This is a genomic window from Spirosoma luteum DSM 19990, from assembly GCF_000374065.1.
GTDB classification, from domain to species: Bacteria; Bacteroidota; Bacteroidia; order Cytophagales; family Spirosomataceae; genus Spirosoma; species Spirosoma luteum.
In genome coordinates, this window is record NZ_KB893247.1 from 85,070 (window position 1) to 108,681 (window position 23,612).

Below are 23,612 nucleotides of genomic sequence, written 5' to 3' on the forward strand. Positions count from 1 at the left end.
AAATCGTCAGCATTCTTCGGATTCGCAGTCGTCGTGCCTGCTCGTCTCTGTTTCGAGCGTGACGTGACTGATGTTGCGGTGTTCGAGTCGGTGACGGGCATCGCGCTTGAGCGAACTAATCTGATCACCGGACAGGTCGTCCTGCAAGACGAGGTGGGCCGTCAGGGCATTTTCGGTGGTGCTCATAGCCCATACGTGTACGTGATGCACATCCTGAACGCCCTTAACTGCCCGCAGGTCGGTCTGCACCGCTTCCATATTGATGCCCGCCGGAACCCCGTCCATCGACAACCGCAGGCTATCGGTCAACAGACTCCAGGTCGACCCCATAATGACAATGGCAACCACAACACCAATGGCGGGGTCGAGCCAGACCCAGCCGGTGTAGCTGATAACGATACCCGCCACCACTACACCCAGCGATACCAGGGCATCGGCTACCAGGTGCAGATAGGCTCCCTTCGCATTGAGGTCGTGTTCTTTATTCCGGAAAAAAAGCAGGGCCGAAATCGTATTGACAATCAGCCCTAACCCGGCTACCCAGGCCACAACGCCACCTTCTACTGGGGCGGGGTGACGGAACCGCTGGAAGCTCTCCCATAGAATGGCTCCGATGGTGATCAGCAGAATAACGGCATTGGTCAGGGAGGCCAGCACTGTACTCTTTCGGTAGCCGTACGTAAAACTTGGGGTTTGCCGGACTCGCGCCAGCCGAAACGCCAGCAGGGAGAGCAGCAGGCTGGCCACATCGCTCAGGTTGTGCCCCGCGTCGGCCACCAGCGCCAGTGAGTTGTAATAAAACCCCATGCCGAACTCCACCAGTACATAGACCGTATTGAGCACGGCCCCAATAATCAGAGCCCGGTTGATGCTGGTCAGCACCACGGGGCCGTGGCTATGCCCGGCGTGATCATTGGCCGCATGGTCGGTAGTATGTTGATGTGCCATACGGCAATAATAGCCATTTGGGGTCAGGATTCCCGCTTTTCTTACTGTATAAACGGACTTTTTCGGGATAAGATCAGACGGGCATACCGGGTATTACTCAACGTATAGAGGAGGTTTTATGAAAAGTCGGGCCGCTGAATCGGGTATTTTTCGGCTGCTGTTACTTCTATTGTCTTTAGGCTTCTCTCGATAAATAGGCCGTATGGCTCATCGCTCATTCGGGAAGGGTGTTGAACTCGTTCCCAGTCAATCAAATGAACTACCTGTTGCTTGCTAGTTGCTTACTGCTTTTACGAGTCATGCCTGAAGTCAGGCGATACTAGTGCCTGCTACATCGATAACGCTTACCGTGGCGCAGGATGGGAGTGGCAACATTGACACCATTCAGCAGGCCGTCAACTCGAATGGAAAATTATAAGAAAGGAACTCTGACACGCCCTGGGGCAACGTCAATTCAATCAATTGTTCATCCAATGAGAAATAGCCTCTTCATTTATCTGTTTTTTGCCTTTTCCCTGATGCTGTGCCAGCATAGTGTTGCGCAGCCTTCCGACAATCGGTATGCGTCCCGACAGCTTTTGTTGCGCGACGAAGGACTATCCAAACTGAATTATATTGACCTGGCGCATCCTGAAAAAAACTATTTCATTGCTATTCCGGCGGGTAGGGATATGCAACTGGTTGGGCAGGGGCGGGTGATGCTGGGTACCGGCAAAGGCTATGAGGAACGCGCCATTAAAACGGGCGACAAAGTAGCCGAACTGACCACCTACGACGGCACTGTTGCCGCCCGGCGTTTACGCAATGGGCATACAGTGCTGGCTGGCCTGAACTGGCAGGGGAAAAAGGGTATCGTTCTGATTGAACTGGACCAGAATCAGGCAGTACAGCGAACCATCAATTACCCGGACTTCAATTACGTCCGGCTGATTCGCGAAACGACGGAAGGTACGTTCCTGATTACAGCCAACGACCGGGTTTTTGAAGGTAAACCGGACGGCTCTATCATGTGGCAGGCAACACTAACGAAGCAGGCAAAAGCGCAGCATGCCTGGCAGGCGCAACGGCTGGGTAATGGTCAGACGCTGGTTAGTGGGGGCTATTCGGCTAATTTTCAGCGGTTCGATAAAAAAGGTGTTTTTGTCGATAGCATCAGTGGGCCGCCAGTCGTGAATCCTCATTTTTACGCTGGTTTTCAGGTACTGGCCAATGGAAACTGGGTAGTGGCAAACTGGCAGGGGCACGGCGCCGACCACGGGGCCAGTGGTACGCAGATACTGGAATACACCCCGGCGGGTAAGCTGGTGTGGTCGTGGAAGCAGGATCCGGATAAGCAGTCGTCCATTCAGGGTGTACTGGTGCTGGATGGACTGGACATTAGCCGCCCGCATGTGGATGATGCGCAGGGGCGGATGGTTCCATACTAAGTAGATCGAACGCGTTATTTCGGGGTACTCAATCGCCTACTTACCCGGCAGTACCCGGTGCAGGAAATCAGTGATGTACGTCAGCGTGGGTGTAAACCAGGGGTTGAAGAACATGAATGTATGGGGCGCATCGGCAAACGTATGCACTTCCGAATAGGTCCCGAACGCATCGAGCTTCTTGATTAAATCGTCCCGTCCGCCGTGCATACGGTCTACCGAACTATTCAGGAACAGGATAGGCGGGGTGTTTTTGTCGATGTGCGTTAGCGCAGACGCTTCCCGCCACAGGGCTGGTTTTTCGGTTTTGCCGTACCCAAACCAGTACGTAGCCGCCGACGTTGACTTCGAGTCTTCCCCCTCGCCCGATTCGGGATGGATGAACGCCAGCACTCCGTCAATATCGACGATGGCCTGCACGCTGCTCGAAAACCGGGCGTTGCCACCCGCCCCCTCCAATGCCGGATTCTGGTTAGTACTGCCAACCAGTGCCGCCAACTGCCCACCCGCCGAAAAGCCCAGCACGGCTATCCGTTTCGGGTCGATACCGTACGTACGGGCATTGGCCCGCATCCAGCGGAGGGCCGCTTTCAGGTCGTGCACCGCAGCCGGATACAACGCTTCCGTCGATAGCCGATACTCGACCGGGATGGCCACAAACCCTTTGGTGGCCAGTTGCCCGGCCAGCGTGTTGTTATGCGACCGGTCGCCGGAACGCCAGCCCCCACCGTGAACCATCAGCACGGCGGGAAATAGTTTTTTTGCCGAAACGGGGGGCGTATACACGTCGAGCAACAGCTTGCGGCCGGGTGTGGGGGTGCTGTACGGGATGCTTCGGGCGATATGAACACCGGGCGGCAGGGTCGAATCGGCCAGGGTTATATCAGGGTGGTATTTCTTCTCACGCTGGTAGGAGCCCTGCACGGTAAACGACGTATCACGGCCCCGGGTTGGGCCAATCTGCGCGTAGGCAGCGGTGGCTATTAGGTAGGTCAGTACCCCTAAAATGAGTGCTCGTGCTATGTGCATTTCCTTCTTCATGGTTTCCCGGGTAGGTGAATAACCTCTTTTTTACGTGGCCCTAAAGATGCACCGAAAACTACACATGGTAATTGGAGATAAGGGAAATAAGGGTGTAGAACCGGTGCGTGTCAGCCCTCGGTTGATCGATTTATGTAAAATATACACCGAAATGGTTTATCAAAATTCCGTGGGCATAACGATGTGGTAGCCTACGAACAGACTACCAAAAAATAGCCATGCAGTTGGTACCCGCTTTGTAGTTCCTTACAATTTCATCTGTACTGTCAGGTAAATGCCCCGGCCGTCGGAGGGGAGAATACCGGGGCCGGGATAGCCCGTAGCCCGCCGGGTATAATAAGCCTTGTTCGCCAGATTGTTTACGCTACCCTCCAGCCGAAACCGGCTGAACTGATAGGATAGGCTGGCATCCATAATGCTGTAGGCCGGAATCAGGCCAATAACGGCCGAAACGCCCCCGTCGCGTGCGTTGGTGGCATCCGTAAACTGGTCGGAGAGATAGGTATACTGGAAAGAAGCTTTCAGGTTTTTGTAGCCAATACGCACGCCACTTTTCAGGTTTACAGTCGGCACAAACTCAACCTGATTTCCCACGACACCCGCTATTTCGCTGGCCCTGTAGGTAGAGTTTATCAGGGCTACATTGGTAAAAAGTACCCCACTCAGGGTAGGAGTAGCGGGATTGGTCAGTTGAATCAAATCGGCCTCGACGTATGTTTCCAGGCCCATAATAGCCGCCTGGCCAATATTACCCCGCCGACGAAGAATACGGTCGTTTTGGTCGTAGAACTGAACCTCGCCAATGCGGTTGTTGTACCGGAGGTAGAAGGCACTGACATCAAAATTGTAAAGCGTGGTTTGGGTACTGCGAATACCCAGATCGAAGGAGTATCCTTTTTCGTCCTGTAGGTTAGGGTCAATCACCTGCGATGGATTGGCAATCCGCATATCGCTGAAGGTAATGGAACGGTAGTTCTGCGACAGGTTACCGTATATATCCAGCTGTGTGGTTGGCTTAAAACTGATTCCCAGGCCACCCAGCAAAAAAGCGCGTCCGTTGGTCCGGAATTCATTGGTACGTACTGAACTGATGATATTCCCGGCCAAATCGCGGGTAGTGGTTCCATAAAAGCCGTCGGCTGTGGTGTAGATGTATTCGTAGCGCAGGCCGGGCGTAAAGGAAAGTTTCTCCCCTATGTAGAGGATATTCTCAGCAAACAGGGCCAGGTTCCGGTTGGGAAAACGGTAATCGTACGAGATGGCATTGGGGTCATTGATGTACCTGAAATCTGCGTCCTTACCGGTGCTGCCTAACCCCTGGGTGCTCTGGTTGAAACCATGATAATACCGGCTACCTACCAGCAGCACCGCCTGCTGTTTACCCAGGTAGTACCGTTTCAGGTAGCGCGCTTCGGCCCCCCAGTTGGTAAAGTTGCCTTTGATTAAATCCCGTTCGCTGTTGTCATCGACGCTAGCTACCCGGTTTGGCCGGAAACCCAGCGAATAGCGGTACGCATTCAGCCCGAATACCCGCAGATTAACCTCGTTGTTGGTATTGATTTTATGATCGAGGTGCAGGGCGGGCATGGTCCAGTTCACGGCAAACCAGTTGCGCTCACGGTTGCTCTGGCGAGGGTTATCGGCAAACATGGCGTCTGTCAGCCCACCGGGTTGCTGGGCCAGGTAATACATCTGGGTAATATCGAACCCCACCGTTGTTTTCTCCGAAAACCGGTAATCCAGATCCGCGTAGGCCGTGTAATTGGTAAAGTGTGAATTGGGGCGCCAGCCATCGCCTTTCTTATACTGGAAAAATGTATAGTAACTTAATTTGCCCACCGTACCGCTGGCACTGGTAAAAGCATTGTAAAAGCCAAATGACCCAATGGTTTGGCGAGCTGTTAGCGAAAAGGCGCGTTCGGTATCAGGCTTTTTCATGACAAAGTTGAGCAGTCCACCAAACTGCGTTCCGTACTGAAGTGAAGCCGCCCCGCGTACAATCTGAATCCGGCCCACGGCTTCAATAGGGGGGGTGTAATAACTTTCGGGGTAACCCAGAGCATCCGCACTAATGTCATACCCATTCTGCCGCACGTTGAAGTTGGAACTCCGGTTCGGGTCGAGGCCCCGCCCGCCAATGCTCAGCTGTAAACCGGCACCTTCATTTTCCCAGATGTTCAAACCCGCCACACGGGCGTAAATCTGCCGGGCATTGTTCGTCGATAAGTTGGCTACCAGTTGTTCCGGAATGATCACCTCCGATTTTTTACCCTCGTAAATCCCCATTCCTTCTACGCCCCGCATCCGGGTAAAGCCGAAATCAGCTTGTTTATCCGTTACGGTAACCTCGCTGAGTGTCTCAAGCCGACTTGCCAGGGCAATCGTAACTACGCGGTCAATTCCATCAATCGCAGCGGTTATTCTGGCTGCTTTGAAATCGGGGCAGGTAGTTTGGAGGGTATACGACCCATTGGGCAGATTCGTGAATACAAACGTCCCCAGACTATCCGTGGTAGCGGTGCGTTTCCCATCGTTCAGATAAACGGTGCATCCGCTCAGGCGTACACTAGCCTGCTGGTCCAGCACGGTTCCGGAAAGCTGGTACTGGGCAAATCCCGTGGTGGCAACCAACACACTAATCAGAAAACTAAAAACCGTAAATCGTGTCATTGAAAGGAGTAATCCATGGTTTATGGCGGAATGAATCCTGTTCATTCGCCAGATTCGTAGTGGGGTCGACCAGTGGTTTGCCTAACCGGCCGTTGAGTGCCACGTAGGAGTCCACGTAAACCTGCGGGTTTATAAACCCCTGCCGGCGATAATGGTCCCGCAGCAGGTGGGCATACTGCAGGAGCATATCGGGCTGGGTACTCATCATTTTCTCCTGTAATGGTGTCAGAAACTGGGTGTTATTCACAATGGTTTGGTGCCCTGCATCATCCTTGACTGTGAACTGGGCGTAGCCTGCTTTTTCCATCAGCATAACGCGCCAGGAGAAACGATACCCTTCTTCGGTCCAGAACAACTCACCGGGGTAGAGCAGGTAGCGAAATGGAAACAGCAATTGGAATAAAAAGAAAAGGGAAAGAAAGCCCAGCAGGATCCGCTCCCGAAAAACCGGGTACTGGTAGGTACGATGAACCGCCAGAAAAGTGACAGGTAGAGCCAGCCAAACGCTTAGTTTCCGGATAACACCCTGGTGGAAATCGGGTGAAAAAAAGATCAGCGCCGTAACGATCATGATATACGGAAACATACCGATTGGGAACAGCAGCGCCGTTAAACCATGAAAAATGACCACGGCAGCGTAGGCCAAGGGGCGGGTTCGGGCATTCCAGAGCAGAAACGGAATACTTAGGTCATACAGGCAGCCGAACCAACTGAACACGTAAGGAACCCACGCGTAATTAAACAGAAAGCCTATAATCGGGAAATCATTATGCGCCGGAAGCCAGATGCGCAGCGGGAGAGCGTGTACTAGCCAGTCACTATTCAGTTTGGCCAGACCGGCGTATACATAGAGCAGGGCCACCAGTAGTTTTAACGACGCGAGACACCAGGCCGGAATATGGCTGGCCAACAAGCTCCGCCGACGGTAAGCATCCACTGAAAAATAGGCGTGGGCGGGCAGGAAAATCAGCAGTAAACTAACCATACTCGTAAAATAGTAATGGTTCAGATACGTGCTTTTGTCAATCAGTTCAATGTAGGTGAAGCTTAAAAACAGGCTGATGCTGGCGATGTGGTACAACAAACCAATAGCTACCAGCAGGGCAGAGAGACCACAAACGGCAAATAATAGATACGTGTAGGACCCCAATGGCTGAACAAACTCGAACCCGTAAAACGGGAAGAAGTGCCGGGGCTGGATGTATAGTTCATTGATCCAGCCTTTACTCCAGAAACGAACAATGCTCCCGAAGAGCATTAGTCCAAACAGTATCCGGAAAACGGCCAGAGGAGCGGCAGATGTAAATGGGTTGTAGTTTGTGGTTTTTGGTAAACTGGCACTACTTCTACCAGGGGTGAAAAATTCTGCCTTACGCGGCCGAAAACCATAAACCGAAAACCGTACACTACTCTTAATCCCCATCATTATCCGTATAGGTAATTATAATACTCATAGCGGTGGTCATATCCACTTTGAGCATCCGGGTAATTTTTTGCATCTGGGTGTAGGTCTCCACCATGGCTGCGTTGTTGGTCCTTACCTCGTTGTATAAATCAGGTTTCAGCGTGTTTAGCTGCTGCGTAATTGCGTTGAACTGTTTATTGATCAGATCAGTAAGCTGTGTGCCGGTGCTGCTGTCTTTAACGCCAAGCGCATTCAGGTAACTTTTTAAGCCCGGCCCTTCCTGACCAGTTTTAACACTTTTTCCGTTGAAGAAGTCTACGGAGGCCTGGTGAGCCGTTTTGGCCAGCAGTAGCGACAGATCTTTCTTATAAAAAGCTTCAACGGTAGCAGGAGCAGTGGTGCCGCTGGTCATTGCACCGGACGGAATCCCAAATTTACCCGACCGGATGTAGCGCTCGTAATTGAGTACGTAGCCGTTGACCAGTTTGGAGGTTGAACAACCGGCATTCAGGGCGGTGCAGTTAATAAACGTGTCCCGGTAGCCCGTATTCCAGGCCGTGTAAACCGTTCCAAACTGCGATGTCATCTGAGCCGTCAGCCGTTTCAGGTAAGCAAGGCGTTTAGCCGCGTCGGCAGCCGTAGTGTAACGGGCTACAATGGCATCGTCGGTATCGCCCAGGCCGTTGAGCAGGTAGTCCATCGCCGGAAAACCCTGTTTGGGATAAGAGGCTGGTACATCAAATGTTCCCGCACCGGCCGCAACGTACTCGTCAATACTGGTGGTATTGGCGGGGTAAATATTAAAAAAATTACGAAGCGTATATTGCTCAGCTGGCCCTACATCAAAGAGCTCCACTTTTTGCCATTCGGTATAAGCATCGACCCAGGCTTGCCGAAGCTCGGTTAAGGTAGCTTTGTCGGGTTTAGCCGAAAAGGCATCGGCCTTCGTCACCATTACATCGAGCCGGGTCTTGAAGTTGGCATAGCTCGGCAGAATGATGTTGTCGGCCAGGTTGGTCAGCATGGCCTTGCGGTCGCTACCAGCCTGGTCGGTTGAGGTCGTTGGCGTTACGGGCGATGGGTCATTGGTATTACTACTGGAGCAGGCCCAGAGCGTTCCTACAACTGCACAGGCAAACCCAAGTTGTTTCCAGTTGACTTGTATCATATTGTTTTATAAAATACAGCACTTTGCCTGGTGCAGAGCGCTGTATAGTTGTTTAAGTAGGCTGACTTTATAAATTGAACTTTGTTTTGATGGCTGTGGTCGCGGCATCAATTTTGGCGTTTGTCAACGCCCAGAAGCCAGTAGGAGCGGAGTAGACCAGGTTGTTGAGTATACTGTCTGAAAAAGCAGCATCCCCTTTATTTAACTTCGCGTACCGCAGGCCGTAGATGAAGCCCAGTCCTTCGCCAATGGCGTGAGCGCGGGCGGCATCAGTCGTACCCGTTTTCCACTTGCCGAGGTAACCCAGAGCCGCGTTGGCAATGGCTTTTTCCATAGCTGCGCGTATGAATGTGGCTTGTTCGTTCAGCGTTTTGGTATCGTTGTTCACAATAGCGGCCCGTCCGGTTAGTAATGCCTTGTGCAGTTTTGGAAAGTCCTCCCTGTTGTATTCCCACAGGTAGGAGCCAATGAAACTCTCACCCGATGAGGTAGCCGTAGTTTTACCGCCGTATGCACCGTTCGTCGTGAGGATGCCGAATGCTTCATCCCAGTTTTGCTCCAGTTGGGTGTAGTTGTTACCCGCCACCAGCGTTGTGTTATCAGCCGACAGGCGGGCGTCGCTCAGGAGTACGTTACTAATGTAATCGAGCTGAAAAGCACCAATGAGCGATTTCTGGATAATCTGACCCCATTCAATGCCTTTTTCATCGACCAGGTACGTACCCAGTTTCCCGGCTTTCCCTTCCGACGCTACCGCCGATACCGATTTACTGGCGTTGGCTATAGCCGGGAAAGCGGCCTCAATCGTCTGGCGTTCCTTTTCGGCGTCCGTTGCCGAAAACGAAGAGGCTGTCACATTACGTAATTGTACACCCGCTGTGTTCAGACCTGTATTGGCCGTACCCGAAAAGGGGCTGGCGGTATTCGAGAACATATTCTTTAGTACCGTAGCATCCAGCGCAGCACCCGTTCCAGCGGCCGTGCCGAGGTAGGTGTTAATGGCTCTGAACATCAGCAGGCGGTTGTTTCCCGTGGTAAGGTCAACTGTTTTTGCGCCGTTATTATCGACAAAAAAAGTAGCGTAGGTTGTTGTGTCGGTTAATTTGGTGTAGGCTACCTGCTGGCGAAGCTGAGGGGTAATGGTGAGTGGGTTTTCCTCGTCTTTACAGGCAACAAGGCTACCAAATACAAGACATAAAGCAAGAAGGCGTACGAATAAAGTATGTGTAGGCATAACGTAATTCAGGAGTTTGTACTAACTGCTGCAAAGGTAAACACTATTTAGACTAAGTCTAATAAACTATTTAGAATATTTTTAAATAGCTCTGTACCTACCCGGTGTTAATCACTGACTGTAGGAGTAGTTGATTGCCCTGGCGGTAGACTCAACCGACGAATGAACTCTGTCTGACAGACTTCCGGTAAGCGAAGCATCCGGCCCGGTCGGGGGAATTTTCCGGACCTAATCTGAACCATCTGCCAGTGGTATCCGATTCTGTACGTATGGCTTCATCCCTACGGCTGGAATTAACTACGCCCAGCATTGACGACCGCCCGGTATTCGTGTCGGGTAACTTCTGCGAATGGCTTCCTGATGTACGGGCGTTTCAAATGCGACCCGTTGGCCCGGGGCAGTTTGCATACGAATTCCCGGCCGATAGTGAGTTACCCGAAACACTGGAATATAAGTACACGCGGGGAGGTTGGGACCACGTAGAACTGGATGCCTCCGGCGAGGGCGTTGCCAATCGGACCGCCCTGCGAACGGACGGTGTAAAACGGGAACATGTACCCCACTGGCGTTGGTTTGGCTCCCCCTACAACCCGGTATTGCTACCCAAAATTGACTTGCTGGGGGAGGAGTTCAGGGTGCCGGGCATTAGTCAGGTGCGCCGGGTTCATGCGCTACTTCCGCACGATTACGAGCAAACAGACAAACACTATCCGGTGCTGTACCTGCACGACGGACAGAATCTTTTTGGGGGTGGTGCCGGGTACGGCAGTTGGGAGGTCGACCAGAAAATGGCGCTTCTGGCAGCTCGAAACCACCACGAAGTAATTTTGATTTCTATCGACCATGCGCACGATGAACGTATCCGGGAGTTCACCTTCCACCGTACCCGCGCCGGTACCGGAAAAGGGCAGTTTTACCTGGACTTTATCCGCCGTACCTTAAAGCCGCTCGTAGACCGGACCTTCCGTACCCTGCCCGACCCCGAACATACGGGTATTGGCGGCAGTTCATTGGGCGGACTGATCAGTATTTATGCCGGTCTGATGCACCCCAATGTATTTGGCCGACTGATGGTTTTTTCGCCCTCCCTCTGGATTTCGCCCAAAATTTACTTCGACGCGATTCGGTTGCAGGCTCCGGTTCCCATGAAAATATACGCCTACGGGGGCGAGAAGGAATCGAGTTATATGGTGCCCAGCATCCGCCGATTCAACGAAACCCTGCTGCGGCAGAGATATAGCGGTAAGCCTATTGATATTCATCTGTCGGTAGACCCCGCGGGCACCCATCAGGAAGTACACTGGAGCCGTGAGTTTCCCAAGGCCGTGGAATGGCTATTTTATGAATAAACAACCTAATGAAGCAATGATAATTTCCCTTTCTACACAGGAATCGGCTGCTGGTGACCTGATCAAACCGCTGCTACAGGACGACACGCTGACTAACCAGTTAACCCAACTCGCAAAGACGCATCAGGTACCTTTGTCCGTGCTGGAGCGCGATTTTAAAGCGGATGCTAACAGCGTGTTGCCCCTTTATGCCGGTGAGGTAACGACGTGGCTGGTTGGTTTGGGCACCAGTCCGCAGGAGATGGACTGGTTGAAAACGCTCCGGAAATTCTTTTTCGACCATCGGCAAACACTACCAACTCAGCTCACCCTCGACCTGACTGCCTTTGACGGAAGCGTGGTGGAAGCCGCTGTGCTGGGCATTCGCTGGGGCGGCTATGACCTTAAACTGTACCAGACGGATAAGACTGAAACGTCGGTGTTTTATTCGGAAACCGGGCAATTGACGCTGCTCGTTGCAGACAGTCAGCGGACCGCAGCGCAAGAAGCTCTGGTCCGGGCCGAAGCCATTGCCCAAACGCATCGGCAGATGCTTGATTTGATGAATGCCCCTTCCAACTACAAAAAACCCCAGACCCTGGCCGATTGGGCCGTTCTGTCGGGTAGTGAACACGGATACACCGTAACGATACTGGACAGGGAGGAACTCATAAGACAGAAACTGGGTGCCTTGTTGAGCGTGAGCGAAGGCAGTGAAGCTCCCCCCGTGCTGATTATTGCGGAACATAAACCGGCAACCAATCCCAGCGGGCTTACGGTTGGGTTGGTGGGCAAAGGGGTAACGTTCGATACGGGTGGGCTATCCATCAAACCATCGACCAGTATGCACCTCATGAAAAGCGACATGGGCGGGGCAGCTGCCGTACTCGGAACGCTGGAGGTAGTGGCCAAACTAAACCTGCCGATTCACGTAGTAGGTATCGTGCCCGCCACCGAAAATTCAGTGGATAGTCGTTCGACCAAACCCGGCGACGTGATTACGTCCTACAGCGGTAAAACCATCGAAATTATCGATACCGATGCCGAAGGACGCGTCATTCTGGCCGACGGACTGACCTACATGGTACGCCATTTTCAGCCCGATATCCTCATCGATCTGGCCACATTGACGGGGAGTGTCATTGCTGCGTTGGGCCTGAACGCGGGAGGGATGTTTACGCAGAACGATGCACTGGCCACGCAGCTTACCCAGGCCGCTGACAAAACCGGCGAGCGACTCTGGCGAATGCCACTTTGGGATGTGTACAAAGAAGACATCAAATCAGACGTGGCCGATGTGAAAAATTTTAGTGGCAAACCCGTTGCCGGTTCCATTAGTGCGGCCAAGTTTCTGGAAGTGTTTACGGAGAATCACCCTACCTGGGCGCACCTGGATATTGCGGGTATGGCCTTCGCTGATACCGAATTTGGGTCACAAAAAAACGCAACCGGATTTGGTATTCGACTATTAATCGCTTATTTGAGGATGTTAATGGCCGAAATCCGGTAGAAGAAATTCCTGGACTCCTATTTTGGCCGCTTCTTTTTCGTCGAACAAACGCCTTTGCTTATGAGTCAGTTGTCTTTTTTGTGCATTGCCACCTTTCTGAAGGGGCAGGAGTTTATGCGGACCTGCAAGGAGTTGGGGAACACCGTTTATTTACTGACCGACCAGAAACTGGCCAATGAAGACTGGCCGCGGGAAGCTATCGACGAATTCTTTTTTCTGTCATCGCCCAGCAATGCACCGGAGGATCTGGAAAAAATGATTATTGGGCTGGGCCACATGATGCAGTCCCGCCGAATAGATCGGGTAGTGGCGCTGGATGATTTTGACGTGGAGAAAGCCGCTCTCGTTCGGGAAACGTTCCGCATTGATGGTATGGGGCAAACAACGGCCCGTTATTTCCGGGATAAGCTGGCTATGCGGACGCGGGCTTTTGAGGCTGGTATCCGCGTGCCGGCTTTTTGTTCACTTTTCCACGATGAAACCGTTACTGCTTTCCTGCAAACGACGGAGGCTCCCTGGCTAATAAAACCCCGTTCTGAAGCCTCCGCCACGGGCATCCGCAAAGTACACTCGCTGGAAGAAGCCTGGTCAGCTATCAAGTTGCTGGGGGATAACCGATTTACGTACCTCATCGAAGAGTTTAAACCGGGGAAAGTATACCATGTCGATTCGCTGTCGGTGGATGGGAAAGCGGTTTTTTCGCGGGTGAGTCAGTATCTGGCCACGCCGATGGAGGTGGCACATGGGGGAGGGGTCTTCCGCACCGCTACCTTACCGCTCGATACGCCCGAAACAATGGCGTTGCGCCAGATAAATGACCAGGTACTATCGGCTTTCGGGATGCGCTTTAGTGCCTCTCATTCCGAATATATCCGGGGTGACCACGATGGGGAGTTGTACTTTCTGGAAACCTCCTCGCGGGTAGGAGGGGCCAACATTGCCGAACTGGTCGAAGCTTCTTCGGGGGTCAATCTCTGGCGCGAATGGGCCAAGCTGGAGGTGGCTATGGCTAAAAAAGAACATTATGTGCCACCTGCCGATACGGGGCAGTATGCCGGTCTGATTATATCACTGGCCCGGCATCAGTGGCCCGACCTGTCGATTTTTACGGAGTCGGAGATATACTGGCGGATGAAGAAGGAGTATCACGTTGGGTTAATCGTGCACTCCCCCGACCGGGCCCGTATTCTGAGCCTGCTGGACGAGTACATGGAGCGAATTTACCAGGAGTTTCACGCGTCCATGCCCTTGCCCGACCGGCCCACCAGCTAAAGCAATGATTTTGTTTGTCGTTTGACGGTCGATGTCATTTCTCTTGAAGTCAGCGCTTTAGAAAATGGTATCAAACTTTAAACCTCAAACTACTTCAGCGTATCCTTCATTGCTTTATCTTTTTCCAGTGGAATCGACACGCCGAAAGCTCGTGGGTCACTGGGGGGCTGTGTTTTGCGTTTCTTGCCATTATCCGGCGCGGGCATAGTTGAGTTAACCGGCGTTTGCGCTGTCATGCCCCCGCCGGAAATTGGCGTGTTAACTCCCGGAATAAACACTTCCCGCCGTACGGGCATCTTTGTCGTTTTTGATGAGTCGCCTTGGGCGAATGCGATGGAGCCGTACAGGCTAATGAAAATAAAAAACAGGATGGCACGCATAGCGAAAAGAACGTTTGTTGAGTCAATAGAAACCAACGAAGTTTCTACGACTAAACAACCCGTTTGCCACCGTAAAGTTTTTTACCGAATCTGTTTACAGGTGCTGCCGTTATTTTAATTTCAACCGGGGATGGTTCAGGCCATTGACCTGGTTTCGAACGATTTCATATTTCCGTAGACTCGCCAGCAGTTGGGTCAGGGTTTTAAACCCGTACGTTCGGGGGTCAAAGCTGGGGTCAATCTTTCGCAGGGCCAGCCCGAGTTTGGAAATATGAGCCTCTTCATCTTCATTGATGGCAATATCGAAGGCCTTGTCGATAATGTTCATATTGACCCTCGGGAATTTTTCGGTAGTCTCTATTTTTTTAGGGCGCTCTTTTCTGGCCGGTCTCGACTTGGACGGCTCTTTTGGCGTCTCCTCTTCTAAAACCTCTGCCTCTTCCAACTGCAAATTCTCACTGAACGTGAATATCTCACAGGAATTGACGAAGGCAATGGGGGTCGTTTTCCGGCCAATGCCCATCACGAACATACCCTGCTCCCGAATCCGTTTGGCAAGGCCCGTATAATCGCTGTCACTGGACACGATGCAGAACCCATCGACGCTGTTACCGTGCAGAATATCCATCGCGTCGATAATCATGGCGCTATCCGTCGAGTTCTTCCCGGCGGTGTACGAAAACTTCTGAATGGGGTTAATTGAAAACTGGTTGATTGTTTCCTTCCAGCTGTTCATGTGGGGCGTTGTCCAGTCCCCGTAAATCCGGCGAATAGTTGCCTTGCCATATTTCGACACTTCTTCGATCAGTTCTTTTATCAGTTTCGCCTGCGCATTGTCCCCGTCGATTAATATGGCGATATTAAATTTTGCTTCATTCATGTAGTTGTGGTTTACATTGATTTTTTATCATTCCATGTTTGTCATTTCGACGGCAGGAGAAATCTCAAGCTTGACTAATAAGCTATGTCGAGATTTCTCCTGCCGTCGAAATGACAAGAAAATGATTTATTCAATCCTGAATAGCTAATATCTACTCCTTACGGCCTTTTCGCTCCTCACTGATTAAACCGAATGCTGTTCAGCTGAATGATTCCGTCGTTGGGTTTGTCGGGTTTCATCACTACGATGTACACATCATGTTTGCCGGTAAACGGTTTCTCAAAGGTACCCGTTACTTCGTTGGTTTTATTCCAGGCACCCGTGGACGTGTAGGGCGTTCGGCTGACGACCGGTCCGGCGTAGGAATCCAGCCGGACATCAATGTAGCCGTCCTTGTTCTGGGACGAATACTCGTAGGTGAGCGATTTGATGGTGTTCATGTCGATTCCTTTCAGCAACACATACGATTTGTGGTTACCCGCCGTGAGCCGGTTACCGAAGCGATTAAAGCCTACGTAGGCATCGGCGTTGATGGTTTTCACGGTTGCGTTGCGCAGGGTAACTACGTCAGTACCAGTCAGTGGCCCTACTACGTTACCGCCCTTATCGGTGTAGGAGGCCACGATGGAATATTGTCCGCGTGGTTCCTCGGCTTTGTGCTCCTTCAGGGTAATCTGACCCTGTAGCGGAATGGTTTTCTGCTGGCGGGCATCGGTCAGCGAGAAGATGTACTTCACCATCTCCTGTGCATCCTGCACCGGCACCTGCGGGTGCGCGCTCATGATGTGGTCTTTGCTCCAGTTCCCGCCCCCGCCTTCAATAATTTTCCGGGCCAGTCGCTCGATGCTGCCAGCCTGCCCTTTGTAGCGGTCAGCAACGGCCAGAAACGTGGGGCCAACGGACGGTTTGTCAATAATGTGGCAGGCCTTGCAGTCGCTGGCGGCCATCAGCGTTTTACCGATGGACCCATTACCAATCTCGGCGTAATCCTGGTGGCCCTGTTGCGGGGCCGCTGTGGGTGTACCACCGGGCTGGGCACTGTATTCGTACACCACCTTTACCCGCTTCTGGTCAATGGTTTTATCTTCCTTGTCGGCTACCTGTACGGTGTACACGAACGGCTTGTTTTCCCAAAAGAATGACCGGTTATCGGGGGTCGTGATGGTCACTTGTGGCAGGGCGTTACCTACTTTCACCGCAATGGTATCCATGCCCACCTGACCCGTCTGATCCGTTACTTTCAGAATAGCATTATACACACCCGGCTTCGTATAGGTGTAGGTCGCGTTTGGCTTGGTAGCCCCAACGGTCTTGCCATCGAACAGCCATTCGTAGGTCAGGTTATCGTCGTCGAGGTCGGTGCCGCGCCCACTGAACCTTACGCGTAGGGGAGCTTGCCCGGTGGCTTCGCGACTGGAGGGCGCATTCCGACCGTCGGAGGTCAGGTACGAGCGGGAACTGTGCACGGCCATTGCCACGGAATCAGTCACCATAGCCCGAACGGTAGGCGGACGGTTGCCGGTGTTGTATTCAATTTTCACCAGTCGGGCATCGTCATTATCCGCTCCGTACACCGACCCGTATTCGAGCATGTACATAACCCCTTCTTTACTGAATGCCTGGTCGATAGGTCGGCGGAAATCGCCATTGGCGGCCATGAACGGCTCATTACGAATGTAATTGTCATCTTTATCTACCCGAACGGCCAGCGTCCAGTTACGCATCCAGTCGAAGATGAACAGGGCCCCGTCGTAGTACTCCGGGAATTTATTTTTCGACGGCGAATTTTTATCGTAGGTGTAAAACTGACCGGCCATCGCACTCCGGCCACCCTGCCCCAGCTCCGGAAATTCTTTAGACACCCCGTACGGGTACCAGATCATGGCGGGGTTTGTCGGCGGGAGGTTTTTCAGCCCGGTATTCTTGGGTGAGTTGTTGACCGGCGCGTTCGGGTCGAAACGCGGTCCCACAACGTTCGTCGCAAAATCCAGCTCGGCGTAAGGCTGGCTATTGCCGATAAACAGTGGCCAGCCGAAGTTACCGGCTTTTTTGGCGTGGTTAAACTCATCGAATCCCTTCGGTCCCAGCGTACTGTCTTTACCGGCATCGGGGCCAATTTCACCCCAGTACAGAACCGACGATTTTGGGTTGATGGCAATACGATACGGATTCCGCAGACCCATCGTATAAATTTCAGGTCGTGTTTGGGCGCGGTCCGACGGTTCGGTTCCTTTTGGAAACAGGTTTCCATCGGGAATGGTGTAGGTGCCATCAGCCTGAGGACGAATACGTAAAATTTTACCCCGCAAATCGTTGGTATTGGCCGCCGTTCCGCGTGCATCAGACGCCAGGTGGTCGGGTCGGGCGTCGATGGGGGCGTAGCCGTTGGATGGGAACGGGTTGGTATGGTCGCCGGTGGAGAGGTACAGGTTTCCCGCCGGGTCGAACGTCAGCGAACCGCCGTGGTGTGACCCCGGCTGGTCGATGCTAGGCACTGTTAGCAGGATTTTTTCGGACGCTACATCGAGCGTGTTATCGTCCTTCACCACAAAGCGCGACAGGTTATAGAACGGGTCTTTCTCGAACCGGGGCGTGTAGTAGATATACAGGAAATGGTTGGTGGCAAAGTTGGGATCCAGCGTAATTCCCTGCACGCCGTGGCCCGTTTTGGTTATCACATCAAACTTATGTACCAGCTGGTGGGAGTTCGTTTTGGCATCATAGACCGACAGATTCCCGCTGCGCTCGGTGAAAAATACGCGACCATCGTCGGCAATGGCCAGTTCCATCGGCTCGTTCAGGTCATTGACCAGTACGGTTTTTACAAACCGATTCTCTTCGGGCGTTACCACGGCGTAAGCTTTGCCGTAATTGAGGGCTTTTCCCGAACTCATGGTCCAGTTCAGGGCACCCAGCAAATGCTGCACAAACAGTGGTTCGGTGTAGCTTTCGTCGGTATGCCCACCGCCGGTGTAATACGCCCGTCCACCATCGAAGTCATGGTACCAGGCAATGGGATGATTGCTTCCGTTGATGCCACCTTCGTAGGTATTTTCGTCCAGGTTAGCCAGCACGTGCAGGTCAGAGTAGAGCGAACGGTAGTTGTACCACTCGTCGGTGCGCTCCCAATGGTCAGGCAGGTGGGCGGTGGAGGGATGATTTTTGTCCAGCACATCGACCGTTGCCTTGCGGATGTTGGACTGGCTGGGGTGACTGGCAAAATAGGCGCCTGCCAGTCTGTTATACCAGGGCCAGTCGTATTCGGTATCGGCAGCCGCGTGGATGCCCATGTAGCCCCCCCCCGCCTGAATATACCGCTCGAAAGCGGCCTGTTGCACAGAATTGAGTACGTTGCCGGTTGTGCTCAGCCACACCACAGCCTGGTACTGCTTCAGGCTATCGTCGTTAAAGTAGTTGGCATTCTTGGTGGTATCGACCCGGAAATTATTTTCCCGGCCGAGTTTTTGAATGGCGGCAATTCCCGCCGGGATGGACGTATGGTTCCAGCCTTTTGTTTTGGAGAAAATCAAAATCCGTTTCGGAGCCGCAGGGGCCATCGCAGCCGGAGCCGCTGCTACCGACTCGGTCGCGGATGCCGACACCGACTGAGTAGTCGCTTTCTGGCTGTTCAGACAAGCGTAGAGTGAAACGGTGGTTCCGGTGACTAACAGCAAACGAAGCAGTTGCCGGGCAGAGAGTGATAGACTATTCATTGATAAAAAGATGAGAATTCACGGAGATTTACTAACTGTTCAGGCGGTTTGTTAAATAAGTACGAATCGGCACTAAACTACCGGCAGCAAGTGCCTTCCCGCTATTTTTTTCGACGCCCCAGCCACAGCAGGCTGTTGATTATGAGTTTGTCCTGTATTTCGCTGGCAAAGGTAGAGGATAGTTCCCGATTCGTTTTGCCTTCGTAATCGATGTCGTTATGGCCCATGTTCAGGTAAATCATGTTGTATTTCCGGTTGGTCCATACCACCGGATAATAGCCGCTGTTCCATATTTCGTGCGGTTTGGGACCGGTGCCCAGCGGGAAACTGGTGGAGTCGATGGCCACTAAAATGTCAATGTCCGGATTGGCACGCAGGTCGTTCGTCCAGCGGTACCACTCGTTGGGGGCGGAGGTAAAGGTTTTGGGTAATCCCTTCGTGGCCGGATGCTTCGAGGTTTCCACGCGCAGGACGGCTGAGGTAGGGCGCCAGGTATTGCTTTTGTAGGTACCCGAACCCAGAAACTCATTATGATACCAGTCCCAGTTTTGTGGATAGGTGGAAGGGGTAAGAGCAAACGCCGAAAAATGGAAGCCCATCCAGCCTCCTCCCTTTTCCATATACTGGCGAAATGCCTCCCGCTGTGCGGGTTCTTCGGGGCGGGTATCCAGAAAAAGCACAACGTCGTACGTAGTCAGAAACCCGGCATTCATGTTAGCCCAGTTAGCTGTTGAATCGTAGGTGAACTGATGCGTAGCCGCCATCTTGGAGAACCAACGGTTCGCTTCGTGAACAAAGCTAATGTGCGCCTTATCATTTTTGGCGGTATAAAAGGCAATAACCCGAAAGGCGGAATTACTTCGCTGGGCAAGCCCGTCGTCTATCCGGCAAAGCAGGCAAACGGCAATAAACAGGAAAATACGGGCTGGAAAAAAGGCCATCATACAAGCAGACAAACGACGTTTCTTGGTCCAATAATAAGCGTGGAATGAGCAGGAGTTACCCGGCATCTCCCACTCTTCTTTTACCAGCCGCCCCCTCTTGCAATAAAGCGGGTTCCATCTATACTTTTGCGACTCCTATTAACCAGCTACTACGCTTATGAACCGATTTTTTACCTGTTTCCTGCTACTGATGACAACGACCTGCGCTCTTTTTGCCCAGCAGGCGTACGATGTAACACCCGGTGAACCTGCCCAGCTAAACGGTATTGATTATGGCTTCGAGATTAAAAACGAGAGTCAGGTCGATAGTAGTGGTGGCCCGTTTATGCGGTATGAAGTGGCCATTTACGCCACGAACAAGAGTAACTGCTCGAAACTATTTTTCCCCAAACCAACTCTCTTTAGCTCAACCGACCCCAACCAGCTAGCCGAATTTGACTGCCTGAATGCCACCGGCAAACGAATGACTAATAAAAGCGGGAAAGTACTGGCTCGCCCTTTTACGGTGCCGTACCAGCAAAAAATAAAGACGGCCGACGGTAAAGATGCCTACTCGACAACCAACATTCAGGCGGGTTATGTGCTGCGAAACGGCGAGACCGTAAGCAATTCGTTTATTGTTATCGTTCCGGATAATGAAAAGCCCCGCATGAAAGTTCGAATCAATGAAATTCCGGATTTGTAGCAATGCTGGGTAGCAGCCCGTCGGGTAAATCTCAGGGAACAACTGCTTTACCCGGTATACTGCAAGCAATCGTTTTTATGCAATCCAACAGACGTGTCTTTATAAAAAGCCTGTCGGCGGCATCAGCACTGGCAGCTACCGAAAGTCTGGCTAAACCCTTTGGCTTCCCGGCTTATATTCCGAATTTGGCCAAAATCAGCCCGAATGACAAAATTCGTTTTGCCACTATTGGCATGGGCATCCAGGGCAATTTTGATACGCAGGCGGCCCTTCGTAATCCCGATGTAGAACTGGTGGGTGTGGCTGATTTATACGACGGTCGGCTCGAACACGCCAAAACAGCTTATGGCAAAGATAAAGATTTGTTTGCCACCCGCGATTTCCGCGAAATACTGGCTCGTCCGGATATCGACGCTGTACTCGTCGTTACGCCCGACCATTGGCACGACCACGTCACTATTGCTGCCCTGAAAGCGGGCAAACACGTGTATTGCGAGAAACCAATGGTACAGCACCTGAACGAAGGCAAAGCGGTGGTAGATGCCTGGAAAAAGTCGGGTAAAACCATGCAGGTGGGTAGCCAGCGCATCAGCAGCGCGGCCTTCCAGGAAGCCAAACGGCTCGTGCAGGCGGGTGAAATCGGGGCTGTCAATTACATCGAATCCAACAACGACCGGTTCAATGCCATCGGGGCCTGGGAATATTCCATCCCACCCGATGCGTCTACCAAAACCGTCGACTGGGACCGGTTCTTGGGCGATGCGCCCAAACATCCGTTCGATGCCAAACGCTTTTTCCGCTGGCGCAACTACCGCGACTACGGAACGGGCGTAGCGGGCGACCTGTTCATTCACCTCATCACGGGCGTTCACTTCGTAACCAACACGTTAGGCCCGACGCGTATTTTTTCGTCGGGCAATCTGGCCTACTGGAAAGATGGCCGCGATGTACCCGACGTGATGTCGTGCATCATGGATTACCCAAAAACCGACCAGCACGAGGCTTTCCAGATGGTACTGCGGGTCAACTTTGCCAACGCTGGTAAAATCAACGATGTTACCCGCATCATTGGCAACGAGGGGCAAATCGAGTTTTCGGAAAACAACCTGATTATGACCAAAAAGAAACTGCCCATTGCCCCCGGTTACGGCGGGTATGACAGTTTCTTCACCTTCACCGAACCCGTACAGCAGGAATTTGTGAAGCAGTACGACGCTAAATATCCCCCCGAAACCCGCAAAGCCGAACCCGTGAAAGAGGTACGGTTCGAAGCGCCTAAAGATGATGATGCCCATGCCAAACACTTCGGTGACTTCTTCGAGAATGTTCGCAAAGGCAGCCAGGGCACGATAGAAGACCCCGTATTCGGCTTCCGGGCGGCTGCACCGGTACTGGCCTGTAATGAAAGCTATTTCGAGCAAAAAGTAGTGTACTGGGACCCGGTCACTATGACCCAGCAAAGCGGACCGGGCACTGCCGCTCCCAAGAAAAAAACAGTCACCAAGAAAACCTAGACCGCGTAACTCTGTCAGTACCAGCCGTGCCTGTCTGCAAAACCCCATCGGGATATTTATGTCCCGATGGGGTTTTGTCTGTCGTTAAAACCAATTGGGCGTTGCGGACAGTATATAGTCTGTTGCCCGGTCCTGATATTACGCCAACAGTATGGAAACCTACAAACAAAAGCCTGCTCTTTCCTCCGTATCTAAACAAGCTCGCTGGCTTTGGTGGGGTGTTCTGCTGGCTTTACTACTCTGGGTGCTCACCGATTTGTACGTACCCCGCAAGACCAGCATTCGGCAGTTCGACCCGGCGGAAGTGGCCCGGCTGGAAACGGCCATGTGGCGGTCCTACTACGATAAAAATCCTGCGCTATTATTCTGGCAGCTGGCGGGTGGATTGCGGCAGCAGTTTCACGCTCCTTTCTGGCGGTCGGTCGTTTTGGCATTTCAGGCAACCAAAGCGGCATTCACATTTAAACAGGGAAAATCCCGTGCCGATTATCAGGAAACACTACCCGACCTGGTCGCCTATTATGAATCCATCCAGTCGCTCACTATCGAACAGTTCAACATATCCCGGGTGGCAGAAATGGAACTGGAGTGGTGGATTGTACACCGGCAGCGGGACCGGTATTCGTACAGCGACCTGTCGGATGCATTGATGCAGACATCGGCAGCTCTGTATAATCAACCCACGAGGAACTTTGCTATCTACGGCCCACTGCGTGCCGATGCCATGCGGCTGAGCGATGAAGCCGGCAGGAGAGATGGAGGAGCAACTGAAGCCGACTGGAAACAAGTTGACCGGGTACTGAACCGGGCGTGGGGTGCTTTGCAGGTAACCGTTCAAAAAGGTCATTAAACGTCGGATCGCTGACGCAGGTTCTGCACGGCCAGCCGCAATTGCTGCTGCGCCTGTTCGACAGGAATGTTCAGCGAAAGAGCCGCTTCCTGGGGTGTGCAGTTTTTGAACAGAACAGCATCGAGCAACGCCGTCTGCTGGGCATCAGCAGGGGCACCAGGGTCAGCTACGCGAATGACTTCTCCCGTTTCGGAGAGTTTCAGGTTGCCCGGCAGGATCTGTCGGCGCTTGCGGAGAGCGTCGATAGCAGTGTTCCGGGTGATGTGTAACAGCCACGTAAACAAGGGTTGTTTCCCCGGCTGAAACTGGTCCAGCTGCGCATGAATAGCTAAAAAGGCGTCTTCCAGCACGACAACCGATGCTGCTTTGTCCGGTATGATGTTCGTAATGACACCGAGCAGAATAGGCGCAAAGCGGTCATACAGGGCAGAAAAATTAGCCTTGTCAGTAGCTTTTCCTTCGCCTGCCAATGCCGGGGTGGGCAGCGTACGGCTATTGATAACAGGGAGTTGTTTATACACGATACGTTAGGGGTAGGGGAGGGATAACTTACTCATTCGAACGAAAGGTCGAATTAATTAATGTACCTACAAGATAATGTCAATCCGTTTTGTTTTCTTTTTTTTTGATTCGTACGCACGGATAA

Annotated in this window: 18 protein-coding genes; 7 read left to right on the forward strand and 11 right to left on the reverse strand. The window is 52.4% G+C overall.

The window, feature by feature from the left end; genetic code table 11:
- Window positions 1-6: 6 nt before the first annotated feature.
- Window positions 7-948 (reverse strand): cation diffusion facilitator family transporter, encoded by a 942-nt coding sequence (locus B156_RS0107130; protein WP_018618978.1) that lies wholly within the window; start codon window positions 946-948, stop codon window positions 7-9.
- A gap of 473 nt (window positions 949-1,421) precedes the next feature.
- On the opposite strand from B156_RS0107130, the gene B156_RS0107135 reads away from it, so the two are divergent.
- Window positions 1,422-2,375: an NHL repeat-containing protein gene (locus B156_RS0107135; protein WP_018618979.1), complete on the forward strand. Its 954-nt coding sequence runs from the start codon at window positions 1,422-1,424 to the stop codon at window positions 2,373-2,375.
- Window positions 2,376-2,411: 36 nt separating this feature from the next.
- On the opposite strand, the gene B156_RS0107140 is transcribed toward B156_RS0107135, so the two are convergent.
- The 5 genes from B156_RS0107140 to B156_RS0107160 form a co-directional block, all read right to left on the reverse strand.
- Entirely contained in the window at window positions 2,412-3,401 is a 990-nt protein-coding gene (locus tag B156_RS0107140) for an alpha/beta hydrolase (RefSeq protein WP_018618980.1), read from the reverse strand.
- A 258-nt stretch (window positions 3,402-3,659) separates the two neighbouring features.
- The gene (locus B156_RS0107145; protein WP_018618981.1) at window positions 3,660-6,083 is read right to left on the reverse strand and encodes a TonB-dependent receptor domain-containing protein; all 2,424 of its coding nucleotides are present in this window, start codon (window positions 6,081-6,083) and stop codon (window positions 3,660-3,662) included.
- The gene (locus B156_RS0107150) at window positions 6,061-7,509 is read right to left on the reverse strand and encodes an HTTM domain-containing protein (RefSeq protein ID WP_018618982.1); all 1,449 of its coding nucleotides are present in this window, start codon (window positions 7,507-7,509) and stop codon (window positions 6,061-6,063) included. Before B156_RS0107150 ends, B156_RS0107145 begins: the two co-directional genes overlap by 23 nt.
- Window positions 7,496-8,656, reverse strand: coding sequence for an imelysin family protein (locus B156_RS0107155; protein ID WP_018618983.1), 1,161 nt, complete (start codon window positions 8,654-8,656; stop codon window positions 7,496-7,498). Before B156_RS0107155 ends, B156_RS0107150 begins: the two co-directional genes overlap by 14 nt.
- Before the next feature lie 67 nt (window positions 8,657-8,723).
- Window positions 8,724-9,890 carry a DUF4856 domain-containing protein gene (locus B156_RS0107160; protein WP_018618984.1) on the reverse strand — a complete coding sequence of 389 codons (1,167 nt, stop codon included), beginning with the start codon at window positions 9,888-9,890 and terminating at the stop codon, window positions 8,724-8,726.
- Between the two features lie 269 nt (window positions 9,891-10,159).
- Here B156_RS0107160 and B156_RS0107165 point away from each other — a divergent pair, with 269 nt between their 5' ends.
- Genes B156_RS0107165 through B156_RS0107175 form a run of 3 tightly spaced genes read left to right on the forward strand, consistent with a single transcriptional unit; the run spans window position 10,160 to window position 14,000 of the window.
- Window positions 10,160-11,239, forward strand: coding sequence for an alpha/beta hydrolase (locus tag B156_RS0107165; RefSeq protein ID WP_018618985.1), 1,080 nt, complete (start codon window positions 10,160-10,162; stop codon window positions 11,237-11,239).
- A gap of 16 nt (window positions 11,240-11,255) precedes the next feature.
- Complete coding sequence (locus B156_RS0107170; RefSeq protein WP_018618986.1) at window positions 11,256-12,728, forward strand: leucyl aminopeptidase family protein; 1,473 nt, start codon at window positions 11,256-11,258, stop codon at window positions 12,726-12,728.
- A gap of 60 nt (window positions 12,729-12,788) precedes the next feature.
- Window positions 12,789-14,000 carry an ATP-grasp domain-containing protein gene (locus tag B156_RS0107175; protein WP_018618987.1) on the forward strand — a complete coding sequence of 404 codons (1,212 nt, stop codon included), beginning with the start codon at window positions 12,789-12,791 and terminating at the stop codon, window positions 13,998-14,000.
- Window positions 14,001-14,089: 89 nt separating this feature from the next.
- On the opposite strand, the gene B156_RS0107180 is transcribed toward B156_RS0107175, so the two are convergent.
- The 4 genes from B156_RS0107180 to B156_RS0107195 all read right to left on the reverse strand — a co-directional run bounded on the left by B156_RS0107180 (window position 14,090) and on the right by B156_RS0107195 (window position 19,917).
- The gene (locus tag B156_RS0107180; protein WP_018618988.1) at window positions 14,090-14,380 is read right to left on the reverse strand and encodes a hypothetical protein; all 291 of its coding nucleotides are present in this window, start codon (window positions 14,378-14,380) and stop codon (window positions 14,090-14,092) included.
- Between the two features lie 109 nt (window positions 14,381-14,489).
- Window positions 14,490-15,260, reverse strand: coding sequence for an NYN domain-containing protein (locus B156_RS0107185; protein WP_018618989.1), 771 nt, complete (start codon window positions 15,258-15,260; stop codon window positions 14,490-14,492).
- Window positions 15,261-15,436: 176 nt separating this feature from the next.
- The gene (locus B156_RS0107190) at window positions 15,437-18,973 is read right to left on the reverse strand and encodes a ThuA domain-containing protein (protein ID WP_018618990.1); all 3,537 of its coding nucleotides are present in this window, start codon (window positions 18,971-18,973) and stop codon (window positions 15,437-15,439) included.
- A 101-nt stretch (window positions 18,974-19,074) separates the two neighbouring features.
- Complete coding sequence (locus tag B156_RS0107195; RefSeq protein WP_018618991.1) at window positions 19,075-19,917, reverse strand: ThuA domain-containing protein; 843 nt, start codon at window positions 19,915-19,917, stop codon at window positions 19,075-19,077.
- Between the two features lie 157 nt (window positions 19,918-20,074).
- On the opposite strand from B156_RS0107195, the gene B156_RS0107200 reads away from it, so the two are divergent.
- The 3 genes from B156_RS0107200 (at window position 20,075) to B156_RS0107210 (ending at window position 22,966) form a co-directional block, all read left to right on the forward strand.
- Window positions 20,075-20,602, forward strand: a complete 528-nt coding sequence (locus B156_RS0107200; protein WP_018618992.1) for a hypothetical protein — start codon at window positions 20,075-20,077, stop codon at window positions 20,600-20,602.
- A 77-nt stretch (window positions 20,603-20,679) separates the two neighbouring features.
- Window positions 20,680-22,116, forward strand: coding sequence for a Gfo/Idh/MocA family protein (locus B156_RS0107205; protein ID WP_026260663.1), 1,437 nt, complete (start codon window positions 20,680-20,682; stop codon window positions 22,114-22,116).
- A gap of 151 nt (window positions 22,117-22,267) precedes the next feature.
- Window positions 22,268-22,966, forward strand: coding sequence for a hypothetical protein (locus B156_RS0107210; RefSeq protein WP_018618994.1), 699 nt, complete (start codon window positions 22,268-22,270; stop codon window positions 22,964-22,966).
- Here the strand turns inward: B156_RS0107210 and B156_RS0107215 are convergent.
- Window positions 22,963-23,487 carry an RNA polymerase sigma factor gene (locus B156_RS0107215; protein WP_018618995.1) on the reverse strand — a complete coding sequence of 175 codons (525 nt, stop codon included), beginning with the start codon at window positions 23,485-23,487 and terminating at the stop codon, window positions 22,963-22,965. The two genes, B156_RS0107210 and B156_RS0107215, sit on opposite strands and share 4 nt — an antisense overlap.
- Window positions 23,488-23,612: the final 125 nt, after the last annotated feature.

Bases quoted from the DNA above. Each gene is read 5' to 3' on its own strand.
- B156_RS0107170 (WP_018618986.1), top strand. From the start codon at position 11,256: ATGATAATTTCCCTTTCTACACAGGAATCGGCTGCTGGTGACCTGATC.
- B156_RS0107155 (WP_018618983.1), bottom strand. From the start codon at position 8,656: ATGATACAAGTCAACTGGAAACAACTTGGGTTTGCCTGTGCAGTTGTA.
- B156_RS0107195 (WP_018618991.1), bottom strand. From the start codon at position 19,917: ATGATGGCCTTTTTTCCAGCCCGTATTTTCCTGTTTATTGCCGTTTGC.
- B156_RS0107180 (WP_018618988.1), bottom strand. From the start codon at position 14,380: ATGCGTGCCATCCTGTTTTTTATTTTCATTAGCCTGTACGGCTCCATC.
- B156_RS0107205 (WP_026260663.1), top strand. From the start codon at position 20,680: ATGCAATCCAACAGACGTGTCTTTATAAAAAGCCTGTCGGCGGCATCA.
- B156_RS0107185 (WP_018618989.1), bottom strand. From the start codon at position 15,260: ATGAATGAAGCAAAATTTAATATCGCCATATTAATCGACGGGGACAAT.
- B156_RS0107150 (WP_018618982.1), bottom strand. From the start codon at position 7,509: ATGATGGGGATTAAGAGTAGTGTACGGTTTTCGGTTTATGGTTTTCGG.
- B156_RS0107130 (WP_018618978.1), bottom strand. From the start codon at position 948: ATGGCACATCAACATACTACCGACCATGCGGCCAATGATCACGCCGGG.
- B156_RS0107160 (WP_018618984.1), bottom strand. From the start codon at position 9,890: ATGCCTACACATACTTTATTCGTACGCCTTCTTGCTTTATGTCTTGTA.
- B156_RS0107145 (WP_018618981.1), bottom strand. From the start codon at position 6,083: ATGACACGATTTACGGTTTTTAGTTTTCTGATTAGTGTGTTGGTTGCC.
- B156_RS0107190 (WP_018618990.1), bottom strand. From the start codon at position 18,973: ATGAATAGTCTATCACTCTCTGCCCGGCAACTGCTTCGTTTGCTGTTA.
- B156_RS0107135 (WP_018618979.1), top strand. From the start codon at position 1,422: ATGAGAAATAGCCTCTTCATTTATCTGTTTTTTGCCTTTTCCCTGATG.
- B156_RS0107210 (WP_018618994.1), top strand. From the start codon at position 22,268: ATGGAAACCTACAAACAAAAGCCTGCTCTTTCCTCCGTATCTAAACAA.
- B156_RS0107140 (WP_018618980.1), bottom strand. From the start codon at position 3,401: ATGCACATAGCACGAGCACTCATTTTAGGGGTACTGACCTACCTAATA.
- B156_RS0107175 (WP_018618987.1), top strand. From the start codon at position 12,789: ATGAGTCAGTTGTCTTTTTTGTGCATTGCCACCTTTCTGAAGGGGCAG.
- B156_RS0107165 (WP_018618985.1), top strand. From the start codon at position 10,160: ATGGCTTCATCCCTACGGCTGGAATTAACTACGCCCAGCATTGACGAC.
- B156_RS0107200 (WP_018618992.1), top strand. From the start codon at position 20,075: ATGAACCGATTTTTTACCTGTTTCCTGCTACTGATGACAACGACCTGC.